This window comes from Lewinella sp. IMCC34183 (genome assembly GCF_003390915.1).
Lineage (GTDB): Bacteria > Bacteroidota > Bacteroidia > Chitinophagales > Saprospiraceae > Neolewinella.
This window is the reverse complement of record NZ_QMEM01000009.1, coordinates 18,118-40,551: the sequence shown is the minus strand read 5'-3', so window position 1 is coordinate 40,551 and position 22,434 is coordinate 18,118. Positions and strand designations below refer to the sequence as shown.

At 62.6% G+C, this 22,434-nt stretch carries 11 protein-coding genes; 9 read left to right on the top strand and 2 right to left on the bottom strand.

All coding sequences use genetic code 11. The features are described 5' to 3' along the window. Positions 1–51: 51 nt before the first annotated feature. The 4 genes from DQG19_RS17385 to DQG19_RS17370 all read left to right on the top strand — a co-directional run bounded on the left by DQG19_RS17385 (position 52) and on the right by DQG19_RS17370 (position 8,180). Positions 52–1,554 (top strand): hypothetical protein, encoded by a 1,503-nt coding sequence (locus DQG19_RS17385; protein WP_116127569.1) that lies wholly within the window; start codon positions 52–54, stop codon positions 1,552–1,554. 6 nt (positions 1,555–1,560) lie between these two features. Then, complete coding sequence (locus DQG19_RS17380; RefSeq protein WP_116127568.1) at positions 1,561–2,787, top strand: metal-dependent hydrolase; 1,227 nt, start codon at positions 1,561–1,563, stop codon at positions 2,785–2,787. A 411-nt stretch (positions 2,788–3,198) separates the two neighbouring features. Next, on the top strand, positions 3,199–6,225 hold the full coding sequence (locus DQG19_RS17375; RefSeq protein ID WP_198661795.1) for a SusC/RagA family TonB-linked outer membrane protein: 3,027 nt from the start codon (positions 3,199–3,201) through the stop codon (positions 6,223–6,225). A gap of 11 nt (positions 6,226–6,236) precedes the next feature. Then, positions 6,237–8,180 carry a RagB/SusD family nutrient uptake outer membrane protein gene (locus tag DQG19_RS17370; RefSeq protein ID WP_198661794.1) on the top strand — a complete coding sequence of 648 codons (1,944 nt, stop codon included), beginning with the start codon at positions 6,237–6,239 and terminating at the stop codon, positions 8,178–8,180. A gap of 94 nt (positions 8,181–8,274) precedes the next feature. Here the strand turns inward: DQG19_RS17370 and DQG19_RS17365 are convergent, their stop codons facing one another. After that, entirely contained in the window at positions 8,275–9,978 is a 1,704-nt protein-coding gene (locus tag DQG19_RS17365; RefSeq protein WP_116127565.1) for a glycoside hydrolase family 43 protein, read from the bottom strand. Positions 9,979–10,177: 199 nt separating this feature from the next. On the opposite strand from DQG19_RS17365, the gene DQG19_RS17360 reads away from it, so the two are divergent. The 5 genes from DQG19_RS17360 (at position 10,178) to DQG19_RS17340 (ending at position 19,733) form a co-directional block, all read left to right on the top strand. Then, entirely contained in the window at positions 10,178–11,737 is a 1,560-nt protein-coding gene (locus DQG19_RS17360) for a glycoside hydrolase 43 family protein (RefSeq protein WP_116127667.1), read from the top strand. A gap of 32 nt (positions 11,738–11,769) precedes the next feature. After that, a complete protein-coding gene (locus tag DQG19_RS17355) occupies positions 11,770–12,903 on the top strand; it encodes an alpha/beta hydrolase-fold protein (protein ID WP_116127564.1) in 1,134 nt (377 codons plus the stop codon). A gap of 33 nt (positions 12,904–12,936) precedes the next feature. Next, positions 12,937–14,859 (top strand): alpha/beta hydrolase-fold protein, encoded by a 1,923-nt coding sequence (locus tag DQG19_RS17350; protein WP_116127563.1) that lies wholly within the window; start codon positions 12,937–12,939, stop codon positions 14,857–14,859. 12 nt (positions 14,860–14,871) lie between these two features. Then, complete coding sequence (locus DQG19_RS21235; RefSeq protein WP_198661793.1) at positions 14,872–18,708, top strand: glycoside hydrolase family 97 catalytic domain-containing protein; 3,837 nt, start codon at positions 14,872–14,874, stop codon at positions 18,706–18,708. A gap of 83 nt (positions 18,709–18,791) precedes the next feature. Then, positions 18,792–19,733 (top strand): TlpA family protein disulfide reductase, encoded by a 942-nt coding sequence (locus DQG19_RS17340; protein ID WP_157974575.1) that lies wholly within the window; start codon positions 18,792–18,794, stop codon positions 19,731–19,733. A gap of 111 nt (positions 19,734–19,844) precedes the next feature. On the opposite strand, the gene DQG19_RS17335 is transcribed toward DQG19_RS17340, so the two are convergent. Then, positions 19,845–22,358, bottom strand: a complete 2,514-nt coding sequence (locus DQG19_RS17335; protein WP_157974574.1) for a glycosyl hydrolase family 95 catalytic domain-containing protein — start codon at positions 22,356–22,358, stop codon at positions 19,845–19,847. Between the last annotated feature and the right edge of the window lie 76 nt (positions 22,359–22,434).

Here is a 22,434-nt window from a genome sequence, read left to right as displayed (position 1 = left end):
CAACTTTTGCATCGGCACCCCGCTTACATGAAAGCTAATTTTTCCCGTCCTATGAAAATCCTACTGAGCGCCTTTATCGTCTTGTTTGCGATCGGCGCGGCCAGCGGCCAGACCTACACCGACGTGCTGCGGTACTCCTTCCTGACTCCGCAGGGATCAGCCCGTTTCGCCGGAACCGGAGGAAGCCTGACGCCCATGGGCGTCGACGCCACGACGCTGCATACCAACCCCGCCGGTATCGGCTGGAACCGCTACAATATGGCTCAGGTGACCCCGGGCTTTACCTTCACCGGTACGCGGGCCGACCTGGCCGGAGACGTTGATGCCTCCAGCGTCAACGAGTCCGCCGCCAACTTCAATTTACCCAGCATCGGCGCGGTATTCGCCGGCACGACCCGGTCGGTGAACTGGTCTACCCTCAACTTCGGGGTCAGCGTTACCCGGATGGCCGACCTCAACCAACAGATCCGGTTCGACGGGCGTACCCCGGGCAGCATCATTGAAAGTTTCGCCGAAACCATCGACATCAACGTTTCGGATCCCTACGGGGCCGATCTTGCGCTGCCCTTCCTCATCGAGGACCCCGCCACCAACCGCGTATACTCGGATTTTTACGACTTCGACGCTCAGCAGCCCCGCAACGAGCCCGTCCAGCGCAACGGTCTGTACGACCGTCGGGGCAGCGTCAATGAGGCGGCCCTGGGGATCGGCGGCAACTACCGCGACCGGGTGCTCTGGGGCTTCAGCCTGGGCGTCCCCTTCTTCAGTTTTGACGAGGTGCTCACCTACGAGGAAGTGGACGACCAGGACGTAATCCCCGCATTCGAGAACAGCACCTACGACCAGAACCTTAGCAATACCGGTACCGGCTTCAACCTCAAGTTTGGCCTTACCGCCCTGCCCACCGAGCAGATCCGCATCAGTGCCGCCGTACATACGCCTACGTACTGGACGATCGACGAGCAGTTCGCTACCAATTTCGGTTACTTCTACACCGACCCCGATACCGGCTCGCCCGAGGGGGGCACGGAGCTGAGCCCCCAGCTGTCCCAGGCCTACAACCTGCGCACCCCCTGGCGGTTTCTGGCCGGCGTGGGCGCGCTGATCGGTACCCGCGGCTTCGTAAGCCTCGACGCCGACTACGTAAACTACAAGGGCAACACGATCAGTTTCGACGACTTCGCTACCGCCAATGAAGTATCGGACGCGGTGAACGCTGATGTCGACGCCCTGCTCTCCTCCGCCTTTTCCGTACGGGTGGGTGGCGAGCTCAACGTCGATCCCCTGCAGCTGCGCGCCGGCGTGGGCTACCGGCAGATACCCTACGCCGACATCTTCGACAACGAGGACTCCGCCATCCTGACCTATAACGCGGGCGTCGGCTACAGCGTCGGGAAGTTCTTCGTCGACCTGGCTGCCCAGTACGAAAGTTACGCTTCCTTCCAGCTGCCATATACTACGCTCGACATTTCCGGACAAACCATCAACACCGACCGCAGCCGCGTTTCGGTATTGCTGTCCGTCGGGTTCCGCGGCTGGGGTACCGGCTTCTAGGGGCGGGTGGATTCACTGACCCAAGTCGTACTCGGCGCGGCCGTATGGGAAGCCGTTCTCGGCCGCCGCGTCGGCAATCGTGCCATGGTGTGGGGCGGCATCGCCGGTACCCTGCCGGACCTCGACGTGCTCTCCGGTCTCGTGACCGACCCCATGAGCGCGCTGGCCTACCACCGTGCATTTACCCACAGTATCTCCTTTGCGGTACTAGCCGCTCCCCTCCTCGGACTGACCGTCCACCGCATCTACGGCGGGCGCACCTATGCCCTGCAGCGCAGGCGGCTGTTCTACCCCCTCATCCTGCTGGCCTTCTGGGTGCTACTGGTGATGGGAAGCTACCTGATGCCGATACCGGTATTCGGTATTCCCGCGATCGCGGCGGTCATGACGCTCGTCTTCGGGGCCATGTGCGGTGCCGTCGGGGCGTGGGACTGGTGGCGGGGGAGTACCCCTCGCGTGCCCACCGTAGGTGCTGGCGGGTGGACGATCCTTTTCTTCGCCGCCATCGTGACCCATCCGCTGTTGGACTGCTTCACGTCCTACGGCACTCAGTTACTGCAGCCCTTCACCGCCCTGCGCGTAGCCTGGAATACGGTGTCGGTGGTCGATCCCCTGTACACCCTGCCATTTCTCTTGCTACTGCTCATTGCGGCTTTCCGGGGGCGGGGGACGCGGGTGCGGCGGCGGTTGAACACCGCGGGTCTGGTGGTTTCCTCCGCCTACCTCCTCCTTACCGCCGTGAACCACTACCGCGTGGGCACGGTGCTGGACGACACGCTGCGGCAGCGCGGACTGGCAGCTAACCGTAGTGTACTCGGACCCACGCTGGGCAACAATTTACTGTGGACCGGCACGGCACAGGTGAGCGACGATACCTTTTACGTAGGGCAGTATAGCATCCTGGACCGCGAGCCGGTATTTAGCCCCTTTACGCCCGTTGCGGGTCACCGCGGCCTGCTAGTGCCCTACCGAGAAGACCGGGGGATGGAAATTTTGCGGTGGTTCACGCAAGACTACTATATGGTCCGCCCGGGGGAAGCGGGTACGGTAACCCTCAGCGACCTGCGCTACGGTGCCCTCGGAGACGATCCGACGGTGGCCGATGCCTACCTTTTTACCTGGCAGATCGACACCACGGTCCGGCCCGTACGCGTCATGCAGCGGGAGATGGACTTCGGCGGGGACCGGCAAACTATGCTGAGCGATCTGTGGAAGCGGCTCCTTGGTAACTGACCGAAAATCACTGTAGCAACATGGATAAATGTCATCGCGACAAATTTTTCCGGCGAAATGAGACAATCGATTGCGAATAATTCCTATTTTCATCCTCCCGGAGCACCCTCAGGAGGCCCGCCCAAGCGCTTGATCATGCAAACTTCTACTATCCCGGTGACCTCGCCCCTCATCGTTTGCCGGCCCGGGATGGGTCGGAGCGGGGTGACTGCTATGGTCACGCGCGGTCCTCGATTCCGGAGCCCAGCTCGCTCCGTCCTACTCCGTATTCAATCATGGAACTCCTGATGCGGCCGGCCGACCGGTCCTCTGCGTCAATTTGAAACTTAAGCACACGTCAATCTTGCACCAATGATTACCAAGTTTTTTGCCCGCCCCCCGGCGGCCTCGTTCCCGGTACGTCCGGCGAACTTGCTCCTACTACTTTTGCTCCTGCTCTGCGGACCCGCTGCTTTTGCCCAACGCACGGTGACCGGTACCATCACCGATGATTCCGGCATGGGGCTGATCGGCGCCACCGTTCTGCTACAGGACACCGACCGCGGTACCGCGACCGACGTAGACGGCAACTACTCTATCGAAGTAGAGGGCGACGACGCCGTTTTACTCATTTCCTACCTCGGTTACGCCACTACGGAGGAAGCCGTCGGCAACCGCAGCGTTGTGGATGTTACCCTGCAGCCCAACGGCCAGCTCCTTTCCGAAGTGGTTGTAGTAGGCTACGGTACCCAACGCCGGGAAGCCGTTACCGGCTCCGTGGCCTCCATTAACGGGGAGGAACTGACCAACGTGTCGGCTACCAACGTCACCCAGTCCCTGCAGGGACGCCTGCCCGGGGTTGACATATCCTCGACCTCGTCGCGGCCCGGCGCCTCGGCGCAGATCCGGATCCGGGGTACCCGCTCCCTCACGGCCAGCAACGACCCCCTCATTGTACTGGACGGTATCCCCTTCGCGGGCTCCCTTACCGACATCAACCCCAACGACATCAAGAGCGTCGACGTACTGAAGGATGCCTCTGCCACGGCCATCTACGGTTCGCGGGGGGCCAACGGCGTCATCCTGATCACCACCCGTACCGGATTCGAGGGACAGCGCGCGCGCCTGAGCTACAACTCCTTCGCGGGTGTAAACACCCTCTTTTCGAAGATCCCGCTCATGAGCGGCGATGATTTTGCCCAGCTGCGGGCGGATGCCGGCCTGTACACCAACGGGCAGGACGAAGTCGCGGGCACCAATACTGACTGGCAAGACCTGTTCTACCGCGACGGACTGTTCATGAACCACAGCCTCGGCCTGGCCGGCGGCACCGATAAGGGTTCCTACAGCTTCAGTGCCGGCTACAATACCGACCAGGCAGTCATTCCCGACCAGGGCTTCCGGCGCTACACCCTGCGCGGCTCGCTCGATCAGCGTGTCGGCAGCGTGCTGCGGGTCGGCTTTACCACCAACAATACCTATACCCACTCCTACGGCAACGACCTGAGCCCCGGCAACATACTGTTTCAGTCTCCGCTGGCCAGTCCGTACGATTCCACGGGCGCCCCGCGCCGCACCATCCGCACGGCACTGGACGAGCCCTTCGTGGTCACGCGTGACGTCATCGACCGGCTTGGCGATCGCCGCGTGAGCGAGAACCGGGGTATGGGGTCCTACAATACCCTGTTTGGCGAACTGACCATTCCCGGCGTTGATGGTCTGAGCTACCGCCTCAACCTAGGCCTGAACGTGCGCAACAACACCAACGGAAACTTCACGGGCGAGGGCGTATTCGCCACCAACCCCACGACCCTGTCGGGTGCCGGCATCGGCAACTCCCTGCTGACGAGCTACGTACTGGAAAACCTGCTGAACTACGAGCGTAGCTTCGCCGGCGTTCACAACCTGAGCGTACTGGGTCTTTACTCCGTGCAGGAGGACCGCTACAACAGTTCCGCCGTTTCCGCGCGCGACATCCCGAACGAAGCCTTCCAGTACTACAACCTCGGGCAGGCCGCCGGTGAGATCACCGTTAACCCCGGCAGTCAGAACTACAGCGTTACCGGTCTGATCTCCTATATGGGGCGGATCATGTACGACTACGACAACCGGTACCTTTTTTCGGCTACCCTGCGGACCGACGGTTCGAGCCGCCTGGCCGATGGCAACAAGTGGCACACCTACCCGGCGCTATCCGCGGGATGGAACATCAGCCAGGAGCCCTTCATGCAGGACCTCAGCTGGCTGAACCGCCTGAAGCTGCGTGTCGGCTGGGGACAGACCTCTAACCAGGCCATCTCACCCTACTCCACGCTCGGTAGCCTGGCCACCCGGCCGTACAACTTCGGCTCGGAGTTTGCCACGGGCTACTACGTCAGCACGCTGCCCAACCCCAACCTGGGGTGGGAGTACTCCGTAACCACCAACGTAGGTGCCGATTTCGCCTTGCTGAATAATCGCCTGTCGGGTACCCTTGAGTACTACGTGACCAACACCGAAGACATCCTGCTGGGCGTTAGCCTGCCCAGCACGTCCGGCGTAGGCAGTTACACGGCGAATATTGGTACCACCCAGAACAAGGGAGTCGAGTTCTCGCTCAACGGACTTATCGTCGACAACCCGCAGGGACTCAGCTGGGAAGCCGGCTTCAACGTATACCGCAACGTAAACACCCTTACCTCGCTGGCCTCCGGGCAGGAGCGTGACGAGGGCAACTCCTGGTTCGTGGGATACCCGATCAACGTGATCTACGACTACAACCGGATCGGACTGTGGCAGGAAGGTGATCCCTACCTGGACATTCTCGAACCCGGCGGCAACGTCGGTCAGATCAAGGTGGAGTACACCGGTGAGTACGGCGAGAACGGCGAACCGGTCCGCGCGATCGGTCCCGATGACCGCCAGATTCTGGACATCAGCCCCGACTTCCAGGGCGGCTTCAATACCCGCTTCACCTTCCGTGGCCTGGACCTCACCGCCGTGGGCGTCTTCCAGAGCGGAGGTACCCTCATCAGTACGCTGTACGGCTCAGCCAGCTACCTCAACCTGCTTTCCGGACGGCAGAGCAACATCGATGTAGACTACTACACCCCGGAAAATACCGGTGCGCGTTACCCGGCACCCAGCGGCGTACGGAGCGGCGACAACCCCGAGTACGGATCCACCCTGAGCTACTTCGACGGTGGTTACCTGAAATTCCGGACGATTACGCTCGGATACGACCTGACCCGCAACGTCTTCACCTCCGATGCCTTCAGCCAGTTTCGTATCTACACCTCCGTCCAGAACCCCTTCGTACTGTTCTCGCCCTACAACGATATGACGGGAATGGATCCGGAAACCAACGCCCGCGGAAATGAGTACAGCGCCGTAGCCGGCTACAACTCCCGCCTGCTGACGATCGGGTACAACAACCCCGCCACCCGCGTCTTCCTGCTGGGCCTTAACGTAACTTTCTAAACAGTCGAATCATGAAATTCTCTATAAAATCCTTACTTGGCGCCACCGCGATCCTCGTGTTCTCGGCGGGCTGCCAGGATGTTCTGGAGGAGCAACCGCGCAGTTTTTACGAACCCGGCTTCTTCCAGACGGAGCGCGGCGTACAGGGCGGCCTTACGGCGCTCTACGCCAACCTGCGGTCCCTGTACGGGCAGGCGTATTACTACAATTCACTTATCACGGGAACCGATGAGGCTACCTACGCCCAAAGCGCCGACGGCAACTTCCTGGTCGCCGACCTTTCCGGTCAGGGTGAGCTCAACTCCACCTGGTACCCCGGCGGTATTCTGTGGGGTACGGCCTTTGGTGACATCAATACCGCCAGCGGCATCATCGAGAATGCTACGGACGTCGGCATCTCGGATGCGCTGATCGGTGAGGCACGCTTCTTCCGGGCCTTTGACTACTTTAACCTGGTGCAGACCTACGGGGGGGTACCCCTCGATCTGGGTTCCGGCCCTCTGGTCTTCAATACCAACCCGGTGCGCGTTTCCACGCGCAATACCGTGCCAGAGGTATACACCCTGGCCATTTTCCCCGACCTGCGCCGGGCGGTGGAGGATTTGCCCGACCAGCCCCGCGTAACGGGAGCGGTGACCAAACCGCTGGCCCGGCTGATGCTGGCCAAGGCCTATCTGACCTACGGCTGGTGGCTGGAAAACCCCAATAACATCCCTACCTACCCGCAAACCGACCGCACCGACCCCGACGGTCACGATGCGGCCTGGTACTTCCAGGAAGCCTACGATATGGCGCTTTCGGGTATCGACAACCCCGGCCCGTTCGCCCTGCAGCCTACCTACTACGACGTGCATTACGCCCCGAACGACCGCAACAGCGAAATCATGCTGTACGCCGATCACACCGAGGAAAGCGAGTTCTACAACGGCGGTAGCCTTACCTACGGAAGTGGCGGAGCCCCCGACAACTTTGCCGTCTGGATGATGACCTGGAACTACACCGTCATCCGGAGCGGAACCGACCCCGACTTTACCAACACCATCGCTTCCGTTCAGCGGGAAGCCGCCCAGCCCCTGGGTCGCCCCTGGACCCGGATGGCCCCCACCGTCGACGTACTGACCGAAACCTTCGAAAACAAAGATCAGGATTCGCGCTACGACGGTACGTTCACTTCGGTCTACCGCGGCAACTGGGACCGGGCGGGTGCACCGGAAGAAGTCCTGTACAACGCCAACGGGCTGCCGGTCAGCCCCGGCGATGCCATCCTGACCTTCCTTGACGAGCCGACTCCCGGGATTTCCTATCCCGAAGGACAGGGACGCAGCAACATCGGTGCCGGTACCCTGCCGGGTCGCTCGGACTTCGTGATCGGCCCCCTGGGCGTCAGCCGCGTCGTCTACCCCGGCCTCTGGAAACTGGGAACCTTCCGTACCGATAACAACGGCGGACTGGGGCAGCCGAACGCCGGCAGTACCCGTCCGTTCAACATCGTCAAGTTTTCGGAGCTGTACTTCATCGCCGCCGAAGCGGCCATCATGGGCGCAAACACGGAGAGCGGCCGTTCCGCCCGTGAATTGCTCAACGTGATCCGCGCACGGGCCGGCATGTGGCGCTACGACAACGGTGAGGATATGGTCTACGACGCCGACTTCAGCGAGGAACTTACCGAGGCTACCCCGGACGAGGTCGACATCTACTTCCTCCTGGCCGAACGCTCCCGCGAGTACTACGCCGAGGGTGTACGCTGGTACGATCTGGTGCGTACGCAGACGTGGAATGAATTGGCCGGAGAGTACATGATCGCCGGGAGCGCCTACGGCGACCATACGCCCGTCACCGTTCAGCGGACCATTGAGCCGTATCACTACCTACGTCCCATCCCCCAGGGCCAACTCGACGGCATGGAACTGGAGGAAGACCTGAAGGACCTTTACCAGAACCCCGGCTACGAGTAGTCGGTTGGTAGCTCCTTTACCGATCCCAAAGACAAAAGGGTTGCCCGCAAGCTTGCGGGCAACCCTTTTGTCTTTGGGGTTACTTCTGTCCGGCTCAGGTACCCCGGGGGTCCAGTACCGCATCGTTGCCGGTGTAGCGCAGCCAGTCGAAGGAGGCCGTCTTGTCGGATGCAGTACCCGAGGAAGTGGCGTACATCCCGATGACCGTACCAACGAAGCCACCTGCATCCTCGGTGCTGAGGTACTTGCCGTCCACGCCGGCGATCAGCTCCTGGTAATCGCCACCCTCCGGGGCGTAGGAGAAGGCGTATGCTCCGCCGTCGAAGGAGATACGAAGCCGCAGGGGGCCGGCCTCCACGGGCGCACTGGCCAGTTCTTCCATACCGTTCTCACCGGCCCTGAGCAATTGTACCACGGGCTGCCCCCCGGCAAATGACTTGGCCAGCAGGTAATGGTGGGTTTCGCTCTGGAAGGCCAGCAATCCGGCCTTCTCTTCCGGCGTACTTGGATCGAACTCCAGCAGGGTGGAGATCTCCCCGCGGTGGTGCTGCTGCCGTTGACCGATGAAGCTAGGCACCGTACGCTCGGTGGCCATTTCGGGGCGAACCTCCAGCGTGAGTTTACCCCCGGCCAGGGAGTACCACTGTTCCGCCGGTGTCCGCATGAAGAGGTAGTGGAGCGCCAACGCGCCGTCTTCGAAGTCGTCTTGGAACGTGAAGTTGCCGTTGAGGGGGAAGAGGCTGGTATCGATCCGGCTGTTCATCGGGGTGGGGTAGCGGTACTGAATTTCCTCATAGTCGGGGTTGATGACGGGCCAGCCGTCGTCCGTCCAGGATACGGGGGTAAGAAAGGTCTCCCGGCCAATATTGAAGTAGTTACCCTCGTAGGGCCGCACGGCCAGGAATACCGCCCACCAGCTGCTGTCGGGCAGCTGTACCATGTCGGCGTGACCGGCGGTGGTCACCGGATTCGGTCGGCTGGGGTCCAGCGTCCGCTGGGTGAGGATGGGGTTCTCCGACCAGGGCTCATAGGGACCGCGTACCTCCGTACTGCGGAACACCACTTCGGAGTGATTGTAGGCCGTGCCGCCCTCTGCGCACATCAGGTAGTAGTACTCGCCGATCTTGTAAATGTGGGGCGCCTCGATCCAGACGGGTTCCTGGCTTATGTCCACGCCCCCGTTGACCAACAGCGTCTGCTCGCCCTCTACCTTGAGCGTCTCCCGGTCCAGGGCGTACATCCGTATCGTCCGGTGGCCGCTGTAGAGGGACTCATCGTTGGGCGGTCCGGAGTTGTACACCACGTAGGTGGAGTCCCCGTCAAAGAAAAGCGAAGGGTCGATCCCGCTCACTTCGGGCAGGTATACGGGATCCGACCAGGGGCCGGCCGGATCGCTGGCCGTGACGATGAAGTTCCCCCCGCGGTCGATCCGGGTACAGATCACGTAGAACAGGCCGTCGTGGTAGCTGATCCCGGGTGCGAAGAGTCCGCGGGTGATCGGCTCCCCGTCGGTGTCCATCTGTTCGCGGCGGTGCATGGCGTTGCCTACCTGCTTCCAGTTCACGAGATCGCTGCTTTCGAAGATGGGAAGCCCGGGGAAGTAGCTGAACGTAGAATGGGTCAGGTAGTACTTGCCGTTCGCCTCCGTGAAGGCGGGGTCCGGGTAGAAACCGGCTAGTATGGGATTTTGGAAGGTGTGGGAAGCCTCGCCACCCTGGGTGTCGGCAACGGTGTCCGGGGCGGGCTGGCACCCCAGCCACACGAGGCTGACCAGGGTAAGAAACAGAATACGTATCATCGATTTGGGTAATTTTCGCTTAACTGTATGGTGTAATTTTGGTCCAACCGGACATCAGATAGGTCTCCGGTTTCGGATGAATTTACGCAATCGATCGCGTTCAGACTTAATAATTGTCGTTTCAACTATTACATTGCGAAGCCGGCGGTTGCGGTTGCCCTCCATGGACTACAGCAGCCGGTGTGTAAATACGTCTATCATGCCGTTCAGAAACCTGTTCTTTTTCTTGCTTCTACTTCCGGTAGGGGAACTTGCCGCTCAGGCGACCAACCCGCTGATCCACGCCGATGTGCCGGACATGTCCATGATCCGGGTCGGAGATACCTACTACATGAGCAGTACGACGATGCACATGAGTCCGGGCGTGCCCCTCATGAAGTCGGAGGACCTGGTCAACTGGAAGCTCATCGGCTACGCCTACGATACCCTGGCCGATAACAGCGCACTTAACCTGACCGATGGCGAGAACGCCTACGGCCGCGGTTCCTGGGCGAGCAGCCTGGTATACCACGACGGCACCTACTACGTCTCCACCTTCTCCGCCTCTTCGGGCCGTACCCACGTATACTCCAGCCCCGATATCGAGAACGGACCCTGGACCGAAACCTCCTTCCGGCCGTCGTACCACGATCATACCATGTTCTTCGACGACGACGGGCATACCTACATGATCTGGGGTGGCGGCAAGCTATTCATCAAGGAGATGAAGGGCGACCTGAGCGGCCCCCTGGCGGGTGGCCTGGACACCGTCCTGATCGAAAACGCCAGCGCCCCGGCCGGCGACAACATCATGCTCGGTGCCGAAGGCTCCCAGCTCTTCAAGCACGACGACAAGTACTACCTCTTCGACATCACCTGGCCGCGCGGTGGCATGCGTACCGTGGTCATCCACCGGGCGGACAAGATCACCGGCCCCTGGGAAGGCCGGGTGGCGCTGCAGGACAAGGGCGTCGCCCAGGGGGGGCTGATCGATACCCCCGAGGGCGACTGGTACGCCTACCTCTTCCGCGATTACGGCGGGGTAGGGCGCATCCCCTATCTCGTCCCCGTGCGGTGGGAAGACGGATGGCCCGTACTCGGCGTAGACGGCAAGGTGCCGGATACGCTCGACCTGCCCGTCAGCAAGGGCCTGATCCCGGGCATTGTAGCTTCCGATGAATTCAAGCGGAAGAAAAAGGACGCCGACCTGCCACTGGTCTGGCAGTGGAACCACAATCCGGACGACGACCTGTGGTCCGTACGCGAACGCAAGGGATACCTGCGCCTGACCACCGGCCGACTGGACACCAGCTTCGTGCAGGCCCGCAATTCACTGACCCAGCGCACGGTCGGGCCGGCCAGTACCGGCACCACCAAGCTCGACGTCTCGGGGATGAAGGAAGGCGACGTCGCCGGCCTGGGCCTGCTACAGAAGAACTATGGCTTCGTCGGGGTAATAATCACGGATGGAACCCCCCACCTGCTGATGGTCAACGCTACCGGCACGGCGGATACGGTCGCTCAGCTTCCACTGAATCAACCCACCGTATACCTCCGGGCCGTCGCCGATTTCCGCGACCGGGCCGACGTGGCCACCTTCGCCTACAGCCTGGACGGGAAGGAATGGACCGCCATCGGCAACCAGCTGAAGATGCCCTACACCCTGCCGCACTTCATGGGCTACCGTTTCGCGCTGTTCAACTACGCTACCGAGACTGCGGGCGGGCACGCCGACTTCGACTACTTCCACGTGACGGACGAAGCTGAGTTGCCTGAATAGAACCCGGGATTCATCCTTCAATTTATACGATCATGCTAAAACCACTATACCTCCTCCTCATCACCCTTCTGGCGGCCCCCTGCCTCACGGCACAGTCGGCCGGCGAGCCCGCGTCAACCAACATTCCCGGTCGGGAATACCCCCGCATTCTGCCCGATAACCGCGTCGAATTTCGCGTCCGCGCCCCGGAAGCCGACAGCCTGCAGATCGACCTCATGAAGAAGTACGACATGCAACGCGATACCGGTGGCTACTGGACCGTGACCACCGATCCCGTAGTGGAAGGCTTCCACTATTATTCCCTGATTGTGGACGGCATTGCCCTCATGGACCCCAACAGCCAGACCTTTTACGGTATGGGGCGCATGGCCAGCGGAATTGACATTCCGGACGCCGACATGGCCTACTACCAGCCGCAGGACGTGCCCCACGGACAGATCCGCTCCGTCAACTACTACAGCGACATAACCCAGGCCTGGCGCCGCGCCTTCGTCTACACCCCGCCGGGCTACGACCAGGACCCGGATGCCCGCTACCCCGTACTCTACCTGCAGCACGGTGGCGGGGAAGACGAAACCGGCTGGCCCAACCAGGGTAAAACCGACTTCATCCTTGACAACGCCATCGCGTCCGGCGACGCCAAGCCGATGATCGTGGTGATGGATCGCGGCTACGCTACCGACCCCGACCGGGAAGTACAGCCCGGCGGGGGCTTCATGAGCGGTAATGTGTTCCCCGAAGTCCTCGTGGAGGAGGTGATTCCCATGATCGATTCTACTTTCCGCACGGTCTCCGACCGCGACCACCGCGCCATGGCCGGCCTGTCGATGGGTGGCTTCCAGACCTTCCAGACGACCATGACCAACCTGGACAAGTTCGCCTACGTCGGCGGTTTCAGCGGGGCCGCCTTCGTCCGCGACGGCAACCTCACCGAAGTGTACGATGGCGTGTGGGCGGACCCAGAAGCTTTCAACGATAAGGTGAAGGTGATGTACGTGAGCATCGGTACCGACGAGCCCGAACGGATGTACCAGGGTGTCAACGCCTTCCACCGCCTGCTCGAGGACGCCGGTATCAAGCACGTCTACTACGAATCGCCGCGCACGGGTCACGAGTGGCAAACCTGGCGCCGCTCGCTGCGGCAGTTCGCCGGCCTCATCTTTTAACCACCCGTTTACGGAAAGCCAACACTACCGATCATGAAACAACTTTTCCTAATTCTCATCCTGGCACTATCCAGCGGACTACTCCTCCGGGCGCAGGACATGGTCATGGAAGCCCCGGAAGGCTTCGATGTACCCCGCCAAGGGATCGCCCACGGTATCCTCGATAGTGTGACCTACACATCCGCCACGGTCGGCACCACCCGCAAGGCCCTGGTCTATACTCCGCCGGGCTACGATGCCAATACCGATTATCCCGTACTCTACCTGCTGCACGGCATTGGCGGTGACGAGAAGGAGTGGCTCAACGGCGGCCACCCCGAGGTCATCCTTGATAACCTCTACGCCGAGGAAGCGATCGAGCCGATGATCGTCGTGATGCCGAACGGCCGGGCCATGAAGGACGACCGGGCGGTGGGCAACGTCTTCGCGCCCGACAAGGTGCAGGCCTTCGCCGACTTCGAACAGGACCTGCTGCAGGACCTTATCCCCTTCATCGAGGACCGCTACCCCGTGCTCACCGACCGCGAGCACCGCGCCATCGCGGGACTGTCGATGGGTGGCGGGCAGTCGCTCAACTTCGGTCTGCAGAACTTGGACCGGTTTGCCTGGGTGGGTGGATTCTCTTCCGCCCCCAATACCAAGCTGCCCGAGGAGCTGGTGCCCGATCCGGAGAAGGCCAGGGAGGAACTGAAGCTGCTCTGGATCTCCTGCGGGGACCAGGACGGCCTGATCACCTTCAGCCGCCGGCTGCACGACTACCTCTACCGTAACGATGTGCCGCACGTCTACTACGTCGAGCCCGGCGGCCACGACTTCAAGGTGTGGAAGAACGGCCTGTACATGTTCTCCCGCTTCCTTTTCCAGCCGGTAGATACGTCGACCCTGGACCAGTACAGCCTGCTTGGTACCCCGGCGTCCACCAACGTGCCCGGCGCCACCTACCCACAAATTATGCCCGATAACCGCGTCCGCTTCCGCGTCAATGCCCCGGAAGCGCAGCAGGTACAGGTAGATCTCGGTAAGAAATACGACCTGGAGAAGGGAGACGACGGCTACTGGACCGGCACCACCGAGCCCGTCAGTCGCGGCTTTCACTATTATTCTCTGCTCATCGACGGCGTGGCGATCGCCGACCCCGCCAGCGAGACTTTCTACGGCATGGGCCGGATGGCCTCGGGCATCGAAATCCCTTTCCCGGACGACGGCTTCTACGCCCTCCGGGACGTACCCCACGGCGACGTCCGCCGCAAGCGCTACCGGTCCCGGGTCTTCAATGAGTGGCGCGATCTCTATGTGTACACGCCCCCCGGCTATGATTCTACCGATACCGAGTACCCCGTCCTGTATCTCCTCCACGGCGGCGGGGAAGACGAGCGCGGCTGGTCCACCCAGGGCAAGGCGGACCTGATCCTCGACAACCTCATCGCTGACGGCAAGGCCGAGCCCATGCTGATCGTCATGTTCGACGGCAATACGGGCGGCGGCGGCCCCGGAGGCTTCGGCGAGAACCAGCTCAAGGCGCTGGAGGCGGAGTTGAAGATGTCTGTCATGCCCCTCGTCGAGAAAGACTTCCGTGCCCGGACCGACGCCGAAGGACGGGCCCTCGCCGGCCTGTCCATGGGCGGCCTGCACACCCTGTACTCCGGCGTGCGCAATACCGACCTGTTCCACTACCTCGGCGTCTTCAGTTCCGGCTGGTGGGCGGAGAATACCGAGCTGTCCAACCCGCAGTACGCCTTCCTGGAGGAGAACGCCGACCGGATCAACGACAACCTGGACCTCTTCTGGATCTCCATGGGGGGCGAGGAGGACATCGCCTACAAGAACAACCAGCTCATGATGAAGAAATTCGATGACCTGGGAGTAGACTACGCCTACAGCGAATACGCCGGCGGCCACGCCTGGCCGGTGTGGCGCCACGACCTCTTCGGATTCGCCCAACAACTCTTCAAGTAAGTTTTTCCCGCTATGCAACAACACACCACCCGCCTAATTCCCCTTCTGCTGCTGGTATTGCTGGCCACCGCCGTCCGCGCCGAGGTTCGCCTCCCCCGGTTAATCAGCGACGGGATGGTCCTGCAGCGCGATACGGAGCTCACCCTCTGGGGCTGGGCCGATACCGGTGAAGCGGTGACCGTCTCCCTCGAAGGAACGGTCTACCCGGCCGAAGTCACCAGTTCCGGACACTGGCAGGTGCAGCTGCCGCCCCACGCCGCGGGAGGGCCCTTCGTCCTTTCCGTCAGCGGCAATAACACGGTGGAGGTACGGGATATCCTGTTCGGCGACGTCTGGCTCTGCTCCGGACAGTCGAATATGGAACTCCCCATGCGCGTGGTCGGGGCCGGCTACACCGACGTGATCGCCAGCGCCAAGAACGATGCGATCCGTCAGTTCAACGTGCCGAAGAAACACTACTTTGACGGACCGCGCGAAGACTATACCGGCGGGGAGTGGACGAGCGCCGATCCGGAGAGCGTCCTCGACTTCACGGCCGTAGGCTACTTCTTCGCGCGGGAGATCAACGAGCGCTACGACGTACCCGTCGGCCTGATCAACGCCTCCCTCGGCGGCTCACCCGCCGAAGCCTGGATGAGTCCCGACGCGCTGCGGTCCTTTCCCGATCTGTACGACGAAGCCGTGCGCTACCGTGATACGGCGTACGTCTCTTCCATCAGCAACGGCGACCGCGAACGCATCGGTAACTGGTACCGGGAGCTGGCTGCCTCCGACGCCGGCTACCCCGCCACGGGGAGCAGCTGGAGCCTGCCGGATTACGACGATGCCGACTGGGCATCCACCGAAGTGCCCGGCTTCTGGCAGGATACGCCCCTCGGTGCCGTCAACGGAGCGGTCTGGTACCGCCGTAAGCTGGAGGTGCCCGCCGCCTGGGTCGGCAAGGAAGTGCAGCTGCCCTTCGGCAACATCGTGGAGGCGGACTCGGTGTGGATCAACGGCACCTTCATCGGCAGCCGCGGATCGCAGTACATCCCCCGGCAGTATACCGTCCCGGCGGGCGTGCTAAAGTCGGGCACCAACGACATCGCGGTACGCGTCGTCAGTCCGGCGGGCCGCGGTGGGTTCGTGCCCGACAAGACCTACGCCCTGGTGTCCGGTACCGATACCCTGGACCTCACCGGCACCTGGAAGTACAAACTCGGCACGAAAATGGAGCCACTACGGGGCCCGACCTTCATCCAGTGGAAACCGGTCGGCCTCTACAACGGCATGATCGCGCCACTGCTGTCCTACGGTACGCGCGGCGTACTCTGGTACCAGGGCGAGTCGAACGTAGGCCGCGCCACCCAGTACCGCACGCTGTTCCCGGCCCTCATCGAAAACTGGCGTACCAACATGGACGCACCCGAGCTCCCCTTTCTGTCCGTGCAACTGCCGAACTTCGGAGAGCGCCGCGACGCACCCGGGGAAAGCGGCTGGGCCGTTATGCGGGAAGCGCAGGTGCAGAGCCTACAGTTGGACAACACCGGGCTGGCTACCACCATCGACATCGGTGAGTGGAACGACATCCACCCCATGAATAAACGGGACGTGGGCCACCGCCTCGCGGTCCTGGCCGAGCGGCAGGTATACGGCGACGATGTGGTGGCCTCTGGTCCTACCTTCCGTGAATTAAAGATCGCGGGCGACCGCGCCATCCTCAGCTTCGACCACGTGGCCGGTGGCCTCCGGAGCAGCGACGGCAAACCCCTCCGCCACTTCTCCATCGCCGGCGCGGACGGCCGTTTCGTCCGGGCGAACGCCACCATCGAAGGCAAGACCGTAATCGTTAGCAGCGAAGAAGTGACCGCCCCCGTCGCCGTACGCTACGCCTGGGCGGATGCCCCGGATCACATCAATTTCTACAACAGCGCCGACCTTCCCGCGCGCCCCTTCCGGACGGACGCCCCCGCCGCGACGGACGAGCAGCAAACGGTAAGCAGCCCGGATGGAGCCATTACCGCAATTGTCGACGTCGACCGGGCGGAGTACAGCATCCGCTACGGCGACAAGGTCATCCTGCACGAAGGAAAGTTCGGTGTGGTGCGCGATGACGGGGACTTTTCACAGCACCTGCGCACCGCCGCCGTATCCGATCCGACGGTGGTCACCGACAGCTACCAAACTCACAACGCCAAGAAAAGCAGCATCACCTACGAGGCCACCGAACGGACCTGGGAAATCCGCAACGAGGACGGGCAACGGATGAACCTGGTGTTCCGCGTCTCCGACGACGGCGTGGCCTTCCGCTACGTCTTCCCGGGGGAGAGCGCCGACGTGAAGCAGATCGTGTCGGAGGCCACCACCTTCCACTTCCGGGAGGGTACCCGTGCCTGGCTGCAGCCCAAGACCGAGGCGCAGAGCGGCTTCGAGCACAGCAATCCGAGCTACGAGGCACACTACCAGCTGGATATCTCCACCGGTACGCCCTCGCCCGGACCCAACGGCTGGGTGTACCCGGCCCTGTTCCGCTACGACAGCGTCTGGATGCTGCTTACGGAGGCCGATCTCGGTCGGACCTACAGCGGCACGGCCCTGCAGCAGGAGTCGCCCGACAACGAATACGCCGTCAACTTCCCCCAGCCGGAGGAGGTCTTCACGAACGGCACGCCGACGCGGATGCCCGAATCTACCCTGCCGTGGAGGACGCCCTGGCGCATCATCACCATCGGTGACCTGAAGACCATCCAGGAATCTACCCTGGGTACCGACCTGGCCGCTCCAGCCGTACAAATGGACAGCTCATTCATCCAACCCGGCAAGGCAGCGTGGAGCTGGATCCTGAAGAAGGACGCCGGTACGGTCTACGAGGTGCAGAAGGACTACATCGACTTCGCGGCGGACATGGACTGGCAGTACTGCCTCATCGACGCGAACTGGGACGTGACGATCGGCTACGACTCCGTCGCCCTGCTGGCCGACTACGCGCGCACCAAGGACGTAGAACTGCTCCTGTGGTATAACTCGGCGGGTAGCTGGAACACCGTCCCCTTCACGCCACGGGATAAACTGCTGACCCACGCGGGCCGCGTTGCCGAGTTTACCAAACTGAAGGAGATGGGCATCCGCGGCATCAAGATCGACTTCTTCGGCGGCGACGGGCAGTCGATGATCAACTACTACCACGACATCCTAGAGGACGCGGCGGACTACGACCTGCTGCTCAACTTCCACGGCGCCACCCTGCCGCGGGGCCTGCAGCGGACCTACCCCAACTTCATGACCACGGAGGCGGTCTTCGGCTACGAGATGATCACCTTCGGGCAGGGCGCGGCCGACCGGGCCCCGGAGCACATCGTGAGCTCGGCCATGATCCGCAACGTTTTCGACCCGATGGACTTCACGCCGGTCAACTTCGGCGGCATCCCGGGGCGCGTAAAGCGGGTGACGAGCGAGGCCTACGAACTGGCTACCTCCGTGGCGCTGCTCTCCGGCATCCAGCACTACGCCGAGCAGCCGGAAGGCATGGCGAAGGTGCCGGAGTACGTGCGCGACTTCCTGCGCGGGCTGCCCGACTACTGGGATGACGTTCGCTTCCTGACCGGCTACCCCGGCAAGGATTACGTGGTGGCGCGCCGTACCGGCGACCGCTGGTACGTCGCCGGTCTCAACGGCGAGGGCGTGGCGAAGACCTTCACGCTCGACCTCGGCTTCCTCAACGGCCGCACCGGCACCCTGATCGCTGGCGGAGCGGACGGGACGGCCGACCAGCCCTCCTTCCGGCGCGAGGAGATCAGCCTGCCGGCCGACGGGAGGCTCGAGGTATCCGTGGGCCCCAGCGACGGCTTCGTGATCGAGTTCGGGGAGTAACGGTAACGGCCTGCCGCGAAAAGTTGCGCTATATTGGATGGTTGGCCTTACCCGCCGGGATGCGCAAACATAAGCCTACAGAAATGACGAAAATCGCCCTTCAACTCCTCCTCGCGGTTTTTGCCGTCGGTGCACCCCTGTCCGGTCAGGACGTCGGCTACTACCTGAACGAGATGAACACCGACCCCTCGATCGACACCACCTTCAACCGGTACATCGACTCGCTCTGGGAACAGAGCAACGCCGGGGCGATCGACACCACCAGTTACCGCGAACCGGTACGGTCGCTGCGGGCCTACTACGACCGCCACGCCAACGAGATCACCGGCGACAAGGCGGAGCTTTACGCCTACTTTATGCTCCTAAAGGAAGAAGATTACCCCCCGATCATCGAACGCTTCGAGGCGAAGCGGGGGGAGTACGATCACCGGGTTCTGACCACCGTCGGCGAGATCTACCGGCGGGCCGTCGTGGCGCACACGGGAGGTAACCTGAGCGCGGTCACCGCGCGGGTGGACAACCTGTACGCATCCGGGACATCCGAAACCTTCCGCGCGTGGGTGCAGTCGTACCTCGGCATTCCGCCGGGCCAGCGGTCCCCGGACTTCCGCATGACCGACGCCGCGGGCCGGTCGTACGATCTTGACGCCCTGCGCGGGAAAGTGATCGTACTCGACTTCTGGGCTACCTGGTGCCCGCCGTGCGTCGCACAACTGCCCCACATGAAGGAACTGAACGACAAATACCGGGACGAGGATTTCGTGCTGATCAGCGTATCCCGGGACAGCGAACCCGAACTGTGGCGCGACTTTCTCGCCTCCCACGAGCTGCCGTGGCCGCAGGTCATTGACGACGAGACCAAGGAAGGGAACCGGCGTAAGAGTGGTACCCTCACCACCCTCTTCGGTGCCGGAAGCCTGCCGAAGTACGTCCTGATCGACAAAGAGGGAATTGTCCGGTACGATTCCCACCGGAACGACATGCAGCCCGTCACCGCCGAGCTGATCGAGCGGTACTTGCGGTAGGAGGCCCGCTATAGTTGCCGCGGCACTTTCGCCGGGCGGGCCCTCTTTCCGGCGCGAGGAACTGTCGGTAGGCCCGAACGACGGCTTCGTGCTGGTCTTCGGGGGTAGCCGCTATTTGCCCCTGAGGGTGAGCGTCTCACCGGCCCTGAGTTCCACGTCGTATTCGAATACTTGCCGCACGTCCGGGGCGGCGGCCGACTCGGTATGCACCAGGGGTGCCGGGATGGCCTTGACCGCGAACAGGGGGTTGGAATTCGGACCGGAGGCGGTCGTCAGGCCGTCCCCGGCGAGGGGAGTGTAGGAGCGTAGCCGCACCACGCCATCGCGTTCGGCGGTTACCGTGGCCGAGGTCACGGCTCCGTCGTTCCAGCGAATCCCGACGGTATAGCCGCCGCGCGCCTTCAGGCCGGACACTTCGCCGGTGGCCCAGGCGCCGGGCAGGGCGGGCAGCAGGTGTACGGCACCGTCATGGGATTGCAGCAGCATCTCCGCGATGCCGGCGGTACAGCCGAAGTTGCCGTCGATCTGGAAGGGGGGATGGGAATCGAAGAGGTTGGGGTAGGTGCCCCCCTTCGCCCGCATGCCGGGACGAAGGGCCGGGTTGAGCTGGTCGCGGATCAACTTGAGGGCGTGGTTGCCGTCGAGGAGGCGGGCCCACAGGTTCACCTTCCAGCCCATGGACCAGCCGGTGGATTCGTCACCCCGTGCTTCCAGCGAAGTCCGTACCGCCGAGAAGAGCTCCGGCGTGCGGTAGGGAGAGATCTGGTCGGAGGGGAAGAAGCCGTACAGGTGGGAGACGTGGCGGTGGTGATCGTCCTGCTTGTCCCAGTCCTCCATCCATTCCTGCAGCTGCCCCCACTGGCCGATCTGCATCGGGGGGAGCTTTTGCTGGAGGGAGCTGATGGTGTCGGCATAGGAGGCGTCCGTGCCGAGGACCTCGGAGGCGCGGATCAGGTTGTTGAATACGTCGTAGACGAGCTGGTTGTCCATCGTGGTCCCCGCCGCGATGGAGACATCGGGGTGGTGGGCGTTCTCGGGCGACATGGACGGGGCCACCACCAGGTAACCGGTAGCCGGGTCACGCTGCAGTACGTCCTGGTAAAAACGAGCGGCACCCTTGAGGATATCGTACTTGGACCGGAGAAAGTCCGTATCGCCCGAATAGAGGTAGTGCTGCCAGAGATGCTGGCTGAGCCAGGCCCCACCCATGGGCCAGAGGCCGTAGAAGGCCCCGTCGACGACACCGGAGATGCGCCAGGTATCGGTGTTGTGGTGGGCGGCCCAGCCGCGGGCGCCGTACAGCTCACCGGCCGCCGCCCGGCCCGTTTCGGACAGGTCGTCGATGAGTTGGAAGAGCGGCTCGTGGAGTTCCGGCAGGGCGGTGACCTCGGCGGGCCAGTAGTTCATTTCGGTGTTGATGTTGATGGTGTACTTGCTGTCCCAGGGCGGGAACAGATCCTTGTTCCACAGCCCCTGCAAGTTGGCGGCCTGGGTACCGGGCTGGGAACTGGAGATGAGCAGGTAGCGGCCGAACTGGAAATAAAGGGCGGCGAGGGCGGGGTCGTCCCCCTCCTTGAAGTTTTCTACCCGCTGGTCGGTAGGCAGTTGTGCCGCAGCCGTGGTCCCGAGGTCGATGCTTACCCGGTCGAAATACTGCCGGTAGCGGTCGGTGTGGGCCTGCTTCAACTCGGCGAAGCTCTTTGAATAGGCGGCGGCCAGCAGGCTATCCGCTTTCTGCTCCGGATTTCGGCCGAGTTGCTTATAGGATTGGAAGTTGGTCGCCAGGGAAACGTAGACAACCAGCGCGTCGGCATCCGTCACGACCAACGTGCTGTCGGTACGGGTGAGCGTTCCGCCGGTGAGCTTGGGCTTGACGACGCCTGCGAATTTGACCCGCCCGGTCTTGTTTTCCATGTCGCTGGAGGTCGCCGACATCCGCAGGGAACCGTCGTCGCCGACGGCAATGTTATGGTCCGGGTGCGGGTTTTCCAGGCCGAGCGTGACATTGATAGCGCCGGGCCGGTTGGCGGTGAGGGAGATGGCGATGACGTCGTCGGCCAGGGAGGCGATGGCCTCGCGCCGGAAGGTGACGTCGCCCCGGCGGTAGCGCACGTCGGTGACCGCGCTTCCGATATCGAGGCTGCGGCGGTAGTCGGTCACGGCCGAGGTATCCGCGAAGGTGAGTACCAGGTTGCCCGCCGGCTGGTAGGCCATGCCGTTATTGCCGTCCTCGGGCGGCGACATCTGCAGGTAGCTGTTCGCCAGTTGCTGGGCCTCCTCGTATTTCCCGGCAAACAACAGCTGGCGGATCTCCGGCAGGCTTTCCCGGATGGCGGGCTGCAGGTTGTTGCCCGGCTCACCGGCCCAAATGGTCTCCTCGTTCAGTTGGATAACCTCGCGAACCGGATCGCCGTAGACCATGCCCCCCATTCTCCCATTGCCGATGGGCAGCGCCGCTTCCCAGATGGCGGCGGGGGCGTCGTACCACAGCAGCAGGGCCGAAGAATCCTGGGCCGCCGGACCGTCGGACTGGGCGGTGCAGTATGACCACGGACTCGTCAGTAGCAAAAAGCAAATCGGAGCCAGGGGAGCGAGGCGAAGGAAAGAAAAGGGGAGGGTGTACAAAGCAGTCGAATTTAAGCCGGGAAGCGAGCGGCGGGAAATATAGGGCTTGTCAGCGCTTAATTGTCTAAATGACCAT

What these genes read in the sequence shown, in the direction of transcription:
- DQG19_RS17385 (WP_116127569.1), top strand. Translation starts at nt 52, where the DNA reads ATGAAAATCCTACTGAGCGCCTTTATCGTCTTGTTTGCGATCGGCGCG.
- DQG19_RS17365 (WP_116127565.1), bottom strand. Translation starts at nt 9,978, where the DNA reads ATGATACGTATTCTGTTTCTTACCCTGGTCAGCCTCGTGTGGCTGGGG.
- DQG19_RS21235 (WP_198661793.1), top strand. Translation starts at nt 14,872, where the DNA reads ATGCAACAACACACCACCCGCCTAATTCCCCTTCTGCTGCTGGTATTG.
- DQG19_RS17355 (WP_116127564.1), top strand. Translation starts at nt 11,770, where the DNA reads ATGCTAAAACCACTATACCTCCTCCTCATCACCCTTCTGGCGGCCCCC.
- DQG19_RS17360 (WP_116127667.1), top strand. Translation starts at nt 10,178, where the DNA reads ATGCCGTTCAGAAACCTGTTCTTTTTCTTGCTTCTACTTCCGGTAGGG.
- DQG19_RS17370 (WP_198661794.1), top strand. Translation starts at nt 6,237, where the DNA reads ATGAAATTCTCTATAAAATCCTTACTTGGCGCCACCGCGATCCTCGTG.
- DQG19_RS17340 (WP_157974575.1), top strand. Translation starts at nt 18,792, where the DNA reads ATGACGAAAATCGCCCTTCAACTCCTCCTCGCGGTTTTTGCCGTCGGT.
- DQG19_RS17350 (WP_116127563.1), top strand. Translation starts at nt 12,937, where the DNA reads ATGAAACAACTTTTCCTAATTCTCATCCTGGCACTATCCAGCGGACTA.